General features: G+C 50.8%; 8 protein-coding genes and 1 pseudogene. 2 read left to right on the top strand and 7 right to left on the bottom strand.

Annotated elements, in window-relative coordinates; translation table 11 throughout:
* Nucleotides 1–200, top strand: a 200-nt coding sequence (locus BHE85_RS07655; RefSeq protein WP_242412320.1) for an IS1 family transposase, incomplete at its 5' end; no start/stop codon positions are given.
* Nucleotides 201–227: 27 nt separating this feature from the next.
* Entirely contained in the window at nucleotides 228–1,565 is a 1,338-nt protein-coding gene (gene adeP / locus BHE85_RS07650; protein WP_000082690.1) for an adenine permease AdeP, read from the top strand.
* Between the two features lie 53 nt (nucleotides 1,566–1,618).
* On the opposite strand, the gene yieF is transcribed toward adeP, so the two are convergent.
* The 7 genes and pseudogenes from yieF to BHE85_RS07615 form a co-directional block, all read right to left on the bottom strand.
* The gene (yieF, locus tag BHE85_RS07645; RefSeq protein WP_001291271.1) at nucleotides 1,619–2,185 is read right to left on the bottom strand and encodes a class I chromate reductase YieF; all 567 of its coding nucleotides are present in this window, start codon (nucleotides 2,183–2,185) and stop codon (nucleotides 1,619–1,621) included.
* A 21-nt stretch (nucleotides 2,186–2,206) separates the two neighbouring features.
* Entirely contained in the window at nucleotides 2,207–2,956 is a 750-nt protein-coding gene (locus BHE85_RS07640; RefSeq protein WP_000190670.1) for a 4'-phosphopantetheinyl transferase family protein, read from the bottom strand.
* Nucleotides 2,957–3,112: 156 nt separating this feature from the next.
* Nucleotides 3,113–4,072, bottom strand: a complete 960-nt coding sequence (yidZ, locus tag BHE85_RS07635) for an HTH-type transcriptional regulator YidZ (protein WP_000748502.1) — start codon at nucleotides 4,070–4,072, stop codon at nucleotides 3,113–3,115.
* The gene (mdtL, locus tag BHE85_RS07630; RefSeq protein WP_000085987.1) at nucleotides 4,047–5,222 is read right to left on the bottom strand and encodes a multidrug efflux MFS transporter MdtL; all 1,176 of its coding nucleotides are present in this window, start codon (nucleotides 5,220–5,222) and stop codon (nucleotides 4,047–4,049) included. The genes yidZ and mdtL overlap by 26 nt, the downstream gene beginning before the upstream one ends.
* A 131-nt stretch (nucleotides 5,223–5,353) precedes the next feature.
* Nucleotides 5,354–6,601 (bottom strand): low affinity tryptophan permease TnaB, encoded by a 1,248-nt coding sequence (gene tnaB, locus BHE85_RS07625; protein WP_000131911.1) that lies wholly within the window; start codon nucleotides 6,599–6,601, stop codon nucleotides 5,354–5,356.
* Between the two features lie 90 nt (nucleotides 6,602–6,691).
* Nucleotides 6,692–7,351 (bottom strand): annotated as a pseudogene (locus BHE85_RS07620) (tryptophanase); the annotation flags it as partial.
* A gap of 9 nt (nucleotides 7,352–7,360) precedes the next feature.
* Nucleotides 7,361–7,594, bottom strand: a 234-nt coding sequence (locus BHE85_RS07615; RefSeq protein WP_001393844.1) for an IS1 family transposase, incomplete at its 5' end; no start/stop codon positions are given.

Raw genomic sequence — 7,594 nt, 5'->3', positions numbered from 1 at the left:
GCTGGCCGCTGTATGAATCACGCCTGAAGGGAAAGCTGCACGTTATCAGCAAGCGTTACACTCAGCGCATTGAGCGACATAATCTGAATCTGAGACAACATCTGGCAAGGCTGGGATGGAAGTCACTGTCGTTCTCAAAATCGGTGGAGCTGCATGACAAGGTCATCGGGCATTATCTGAACATAAAACACTATCAGTAAGTTGGAGTCATTACCCGGAAATAGATAATGAGTCAACAACACACAACCCAGGCTTCTGGCCAGGGGATGCTGGAACGCGTGTTTAAACTGCGCGAACATGGCACGACGGCACGGACCGAAGTGATCGCCGGTTTTACCACCTTCCTGACGATGGTTTACATCGTTTTTGTTAACCCACAAATTCTGGGCGTTGCTGGCATGGACACCAGTGCCGTCTTCGTAACAACCTGTCTGATTGCTGCTTTCGGTAGCATTATGATGGGATTGTTTGCAAACCTTCCGGTGGCGCTGGCTCCTGCGATGGGGCTTAACGCCTTTTTCGCTTTTGTGGTTGTCCAGGCAATGGGGCTGCCGTGGCAGATCGGTATGGGCGCAATCTTCTGGGGCGCTGTCGGACTGCTTCTTTTGACCATTTTCCGCGTTCGTTACTGGATGATTGCTAACATTCCGGTAAGTCTGCGTGTGGGTATTACCAGCGGTATCGGCCTGTTTATCGGCATGATGGGGCTGAAAAACGCAGGTGTGATTGTCGCTAACTCGGAAACGCTGGTGAGCATCGGTAATCTGACTTCTCACAGCGTACTTCTGGGTATCCTCGGCTTCTTCATCATTGCTATTCTGGCCTCGCGCAACATTCACGCAGCGGTGCTGGTTTCTATCGTGGTGACGACGCTGCTGGGCTGGATGCTGGGTGATGTGCACTACAATGGCATCGTTTCTGCGCCGCCGAGCGTAATGACAGTTGTGGGTCATGTAGATTTAGCCGGGTCGTTTAACCTCGGGCTGGCAGGGGTGATTTTCTCTTTCATGTTGGTCAACTTGTTTGACTCCTCCGGTACGCTGATTGGCGTGACCGATAAAGCAGGTCTGGCGGATGAGAAGGGGAAATTCCCGCGCATGAAGCAAGCGCTGTATGTCGACAGTATCTCTTCCGTGACCGGTTCGTTTATCGGTACTTCTTCCGTTACGGCTTATATTGAGTCCTCTTCCGGCGTATCGGTTGGCGGTCGTACCGGTCTGACGGCAGTGGTTGTTGGTCTGCTGTTCCTGCTGGTTATCTTTCTGTCGCCGCTGGCGGGAATGGTGCCAGGCTACGCTGCAGCTGGCGCGTTGATCTACGTTGGCGTGTTGATGACCTCAAGTCTTGCTCGCGTGAACTGGCAGGATCTTACTGAATCTGTTCCGGCGTTTATTACCGCCGTGATGATGCCGTTCAGCTTTTCGATTACCGAAGGTATTGCGCTGGGCTTTATCTCCTACTGCGTGATGAAGATTGGTACCGGGCGTCTGCGTGACCTTAGCCCGTGCGTAATCATCGTTGCGCTGCTGTTTATCCTGAAGATTGTATTTATCGACGCTCATTAAAATCGATAGCGCATTAAAAACCCGCCATGCATGATTACTGGCGGGTTTTTTATTTAGATCTTAACTCGCTGAATAAACTCACCAAATGCGGTCAATTGCCCGGTCAGGTGGTCCAGCGTACCCTGATCAATCACTTCTCCGGTTTGCCGATCAACTTTGTTCTGAATCACGCCGCCCATAAATTCCGGCTTGTTCATCACCATTGCATCGAGGAAAACCAGAATCTGGCGCAGGTGATACTGACAGCGCGCGCCGCCAATCACGCCCATTGAGCTGGTCTGAATCAACACCGGTTTACCGGCCAGCGGTTGATCCGGCAGGCGGGAAAGCCAGTCGATGGCATTTTTCAGCCCACCCGGTACCGAGTAGTTATATTCCGGCGTGACGATCACCACACCGTCAGCCTGACGGATCTGTTCCGCCAGAGCTTCAACCGTTGCTGGAAAACCTTCTTCCTGCTGTACGTCAGCGTCATACAGGGGAATGTCGGCAATGGAAGGTAACGCATTGACTTCCATGCTCGCCGGAGCAATTTTCGGCAGGGTACGTGCAACCATGCCATTAAATGAGCCTTTGCGCAGGCTCCCCAGTAACGTAACCACCTGCAATTTTTCAGACATAATGACTCCTGTGGTTGTCTATCAATTTGGCGAAAAAGACTTCACGGTAGAGAGCTGGGCAAAACGCATCATCCGGCTGGTAGGATTGTTGGCGCGGCTGTGAATATCCGGCAGGCTTTTCCAGCTGTGTTTGCCATCTAACTCCCAGACACTGAGCTTTTCAATCGCGGGCGTGACCGCCACGGACCACACCAGCACGTCCTCCGCGTCGCATAACGCTTCTACATGATTTACATGAGCACATTTCAGGCGTCCGGCAATGGGCAGCAGCTGCAGATCGCGCGGATCGTCATTCAAAACATCACCGGTTAGTTTTAGCACGCTTCGGCGCAGCGTGATGAGCTGCGCCCGCGCTTCGTTAGGATCGTTTTGTTTACTGATCCATAGCGATTCATTGCTGGAAAAGGTGTGGTTATCGGGCGCGTGTGGGCTATGAAACCCGCGCGTCGCACGCTGTAGTTCCATATCGAGGCCACATTCACCTTCGGTTGTTAACGCCACGCCAACCATATTCCCGGCATAGGAAATAGAAAACGAAGGCAAATTTTTATCACTGAAAACCGGTTTACCTTTCGGCAGGGTGACGATTTCCGGCAATTCGCCAATGCCATACAGCATGAACATCAGTTCTGCGAGTAAACCTCTGGACGCCAGAAAACGGCTTTGACGATGAGGGGGAATGTTTCGGGCTTCTTGATGACACTGGGAGGGGAGACGAACAGAAATCAGATGTCCTTCCGTTAAAATCCCTCGGGCAAAGTGAGTCGCCATTTTTCGCTCCATGCTTAATGGTCCATTATGAATATAAGAGTAATCATTTACTGGAATGATGGACAGACTAAAGCGGCTAAAAGTTCGATTCAGACAAGCTTATTACAACTTTTTTACATTTTATTGTGAAATTGGGTCGCGTTTCATACGATTCGGTTATGCCATCGACGCGTAAAGGTTTTTAATGGTTTCCCGTAACCAGACGATCTTCGGATTATGACTGTTCCGTTTATGCCACAGCAGGGTAAAAGGAACTTCCAGCTTTTTTTGCTGGCTTTCGTCAAACGGGAGAGGAAGAGCAACCAACGGCAGTTGATGGAGTTGATTGTAGTACTGACAGTAGCGCGGCGCGGTCGCCAGTAGCAGATTGTCGGGTTGCGCTGCCATAAACAGTGACTGCTCAAATTCCGGCAGGCTCATAGCAATCGTGCGTTCGCGCCCCAGCTCCTGTAACACATTGTCCAGCGCCCAGGTGTCGCTCTGTTCCCAGCAAATGCTGATATGCGGATAACGTAAAAAGGTGTCCAGATTCCACGTTTCATGCAGTGCCGGATGATCTTTGCGTAACCAGACGCAGGGTACATCACTAAACAGCACTTCATAATCAATGGCTAACGGTAGCGAGCTTAACAGCTCCCGCGAGCGAGGATGGCTTTCGCGACCGGAAAAACCAATATCCACTTCACCACGAGTAATGGCATCTAAGGAATCGTAATCCCAGTTACGTAGTTTGATGGTCGCCTGCGGGTAACGTTGGTAGATCCGTTTCGACAGCGCATTAAGCATGATCATCATCAGCGGCGATTCCGCCGCCAACTCAAACTTCAGGCCGCGCGGTGTCTGGTGGTGCGGTTTATCCAGCAGCAGATTGCTCATTTGCATCCATTCCGCCAGATTTTGCTCCATGCTGACCATTAGCGGTGTGGGCGACAGCCCCAGCGGTGAGTTCACAAAGAGCGGGTCGTCAAACCACGCTCTTAACTTTGCCAGCGACTTACTCACCGCTGAAGGGGTCACGTTCATCCGCTTCGCCGCTTTGGTCACGCTGCGCTCCTGCATCAGCAGTTGCAGACAGAGCAGCAGATTGAGATCAAGCGTGGTGATGGATTTCTTCATGAGCGGCAACGGGGCGTCCAGGCGCGACGAACATAATCAGCAACAGGCTCACTATGCTACAGGCAATCAGAATCCCGATCAGCATATTCCATGCGCCGATACCAACCACCGCTGCCAGCCAAATCCACAGTGACGAACCGCAAACCTGCGCAATACCTAAGGTCGAGCTGGCTACGCCCGCGCGTAATGAAAATGGTCCTAACGCCTGACTCATCGCTACGCCAAAACCTACCGAGAAACCGGCGCAAATCAGTGTGATACCAAACAGAGAAACCGCATGGGAAGGTGAAACGGCAAGGGTGATCCCCGCTGCAAGGAATAACACCTGCGAGGTGATCATCAACGTACGTGGCTTAAAAATTCCCAGCGCAAATGGCGTGGAGAATGAAACGGTCATGCTGACGCCAGCGGTCAACGCCATAATGGTGGCGTATTCTCCGCGCTCAAAACCCATGATTTCCATCAGCAATACCGGCGATGTATTGACGAAAGTGAGGATCACCGAAACGCTGAGGGTGGTGATAACAACACGGCTGAGGAAAAACCGATTAAGCAGCGACTCGCTATTTTCTCGTGGTTTGTCCGAAGCAGCGGGGGACGCTGGGCGCGTTTCTTTTAAAATAAACAAAGACAACATCAGTACCGCGATGCCCATCATTGCCATCGCCCAGAACAGACTCTGCCACGGGAATTTAAGCATAATCAGATGTCCGAGCACTGGCGCTAACACCGGAATGATGCAGGTAATACCGTTGAGTAATGACAGCACTTTAGCCCGACGTCGATCATCCAGCGTGTCGCGCAAAATGGCGAACGCCACTACGTAACAACAGCCTGCGCCCAACCCCTGTAGAAATCGGCCTGCAAGAAATAACGTGCTGGTTTCAGCCAGTGAACAGAACACCGAGGCAATAATAAATAGCGCCGCGCCGGGTATGGCGACCGGCTTTCTCCCTGAACGATCGGCCACTTTACCGGCAAATAACATCGCAGCTGCCATCCCCGCCAGATATACGGAGAACGCAATATGCAACTGCGCTTCGCTGGCATTGAGATCGGCGGCGATGCGCGGTAAACCAACGAGGTACATATCAATCCCGGCGGGATAAAGTAAAACCAGGGCAAAACTACAAATCAAAAAGCGGGACATGGGCTAAAGCGTCCTGATAGTAAGGTGACGCAAAGCATACGTGGTGAAGGAGGATCAGGCGAGTTGCCATTTGGACATAAGTGATTTCCTGAGAGGCAAGAAGCCAGCGAATGGCTGGCTTCTTGAAGGATTTAGCCAAATTTAGGTAACACGTTAAAGACGTTGCCGAACCAGCACAAAATCACGGTTATACCAAAGAGAATGACAATCGCCGGAATAAGATTGCCGCCCCAGACCGTGAACATCTGATTGGGAAACTTCTTGCGAGCTTTGATTGCAAGCACTGCGGGAATAATGACCGCCCAGATGGTGGCGCACAGCCCGGCACCGCCGATCCCGTAAATAAAGCCGTTCGGGAAGATCAGATACAACAACGCAGGTGGCAGGAAGGTTAACAGCACGGTTTTGAAACGCCCGCCGTGGGAGTTATCAATCTTAAACAGGTCCGCCAGATAATCGAACAACCCCAGCGTGACACCAAAGAACGAACTGGCAACAGCTAAGTTAGAGAACACCAGCAGGCAAAACTCGATAATGCCGTGCTGTTTGGTGCCGAGGAACGATTTCACCAGCGAATCAACGTTGCCGCCTGAGGAGATTATCGCCTTAAAGCTTTCGCGCGGAATATTCCCCATCGTGCAATAGAGCCAGAAGAGATAAATCACCAGCGCCAGCAGCGAACCAAATACCACGCTTTTGATTAACTTATCTTTGCGTTTTCCATAGCAAATAATCAGGCTGGGAATATTGCCGTGGAAACCAAATGACGCCAGACACACCGGCAAAGCCATAAAGATATACGGGAAGTAAGACGTTCCCGCAGTGGTGCTGGTGGCATCGCGCAGGATGGAGTAATCGACCTGGAAGAAGAAAGAACCAAACACGATCACAAAGGAGATAATCTTCAGCCCGAGGAACAATGAGGTAATGCGACTGGCGGCTAACGAACTTATCCACAATACGCTGGCAACGAAAATGGCTGTGCAGATCCCGACAATACGTGGATTAGCGTGATAGCCCAAATTCATTGATATCGTTTCACTAATGATCGCACCATTAGCAGAGATATAGGCATAAGTGAGGATATAGAGAACGAAGGCAACGGTAATACCGCTGATAATGTTCCAGGTGTTACCGATTAAATCTTTGGTGATGGTGTTAAAACTGGAGCCGACAGGATAATTTAAATTTGCTTCTAATAACAATAACCCGGAATGAAGCATTGAAAACCAGGCAATGATAAGGATAAAGGCACCCCAGAAAAACCAGGCACCGGCAAGATCAACAGGTAAAGCAAACATACCTCCACCAATTACTGTACCTGCTATAACCATAACACCCCAAAATGCAGAGTGCTTTTTTTCAGCTTGATCAGTCATGATGCCACCTTTAGAGGAAGGCTATTTTTGTTATTGAGGATGTAGGGTAAGAGAGTGGCTAACATCCTTATAGCCACTCTGTAGTATTAATTAAACTTCTTTCAGTTTTGCGGTGAAGTGACGCAATACTTTTGGTTCGTAGGTAAAGGTTAATCCTTTAATATTCGCCGCGTTCTCTTTCACATGTTTAAAGGCTTCAATAATGAAGTCCATATGTGTTTGAGTATATGTTGCGCGCGGAATGGTTAAACGCAGCAGTTCAGCCGGGCATGGCAGTTGTTTACCGGTTTTCGGATCGCGGCCTAACAGGAAAGAGCCAATTTCTACCGCACGGATACCGGCGACTTTATACAGCTCGCACGCCAGCGCCTGTGCCGGGAACTGGTCTGCCGGGATATTCGGCAGCAGTTTACCGGCATCAACGAATGCCGCGTGACCGCCCGCCTGCTGGCAGACAACGCCAATCTCTTCCAGACCATCGACCAGATACTGTACCTGCGCGATACGATAAGCCAGCCAGTCGAGATTCATGCCGTCATACAGACCTACCGCCAGACGCTCCATCGCGCCGCCTTCCAGGCCGCCATATGTCGGGAAGCCTTCCTGCACCACGCAAAGGGTTCTGCACTCGGTGTACACATCAAAGAAGCTGTCGTCTTTCATGCACAGCAAGCCGCCCATCGGCACCATCGCATCTTTCTTGGCGGACATCGCCAGCATATCGGCATATTTGTAGGTTTCGCGGGTAATGACTCCAACTTACTGATAGTGTTTTATGTTCAGATAATGCCCGATGACCTTGTCATGCAGCTCCACCGATTTTGAGAACGACAGTGACTTCCGTCCCAGCCTTGCCAGATGTTGTCTCAGATTCAGATTATGTCGCTCAATGCGCTGAGTGTAACGCTTGCTGATAACGTGCAGCTTTCCCTTCAGGCGTGATTCATACAGCGGCCAGCCATCCGTCATCCATACCACGACCTCAAAGGCCGA

The sequence above is a fragment of the Shigella sp. FC1567 genome (genome assembly GCF_001743015.1).
In the GTDB taxonomy this organism is placed as follows: Bacteria; Pseudomonadota; Gammaproteobacteria; order Enterobacterales; family Enterobacteriaceae; genus Escherichia; species Escherichia coli.
The sequence above is the reverse complement of the archived record's forward strand: the minus strand, read 5'-3'. Positions and strand labels throughout refer to the sequence as shown.

Excerpts from the sequence above, each read along its gene's own strand:
- BHE85_RS07640 (WP_000190670.1), bottom strand. The coding sequence starts at position 2,956 with ATGGCGACTCACTTTGCCCGAGGGATTTTAACGGAAGGACATCTGATT.
- yidZ (WP_000748502.1), bottom strand. The coding sequence starts at position 4,072 with ATGAAGAAATCCATCACCACGCTTGATCTCAATCTGCTGCTCTGTCTG.
- mdtL (WP_000085987.1), bottom strand. The coding sequence starts at position 5,222 with ATGTCCCGCTTTTTGATTTGTAGTTTTGCCCTGGTTTTACTTTATCCC.
- adeP (WP_000082690.1), top strand. The coding sequence starts at position 228 with ATGAGTCAACAACACACAACCCAGGCTTCTGGCCAGGGGATGCTGGAA.
- yieF (WP_001291271.1), bottom strand. The coding sequence starts at position 2,185 with ATGTCTGAAAAATTGCAGGTGGTTACGTTACTGGGGAGCCTGCGCAAA.
- tnaB (WP_000131911.1), bottom strand. The coding sequence starts at position 6,601 with ATGACTGATCAAGCTGAAAAAAAGCACTCTGCATTTTGGGGTGTTATG.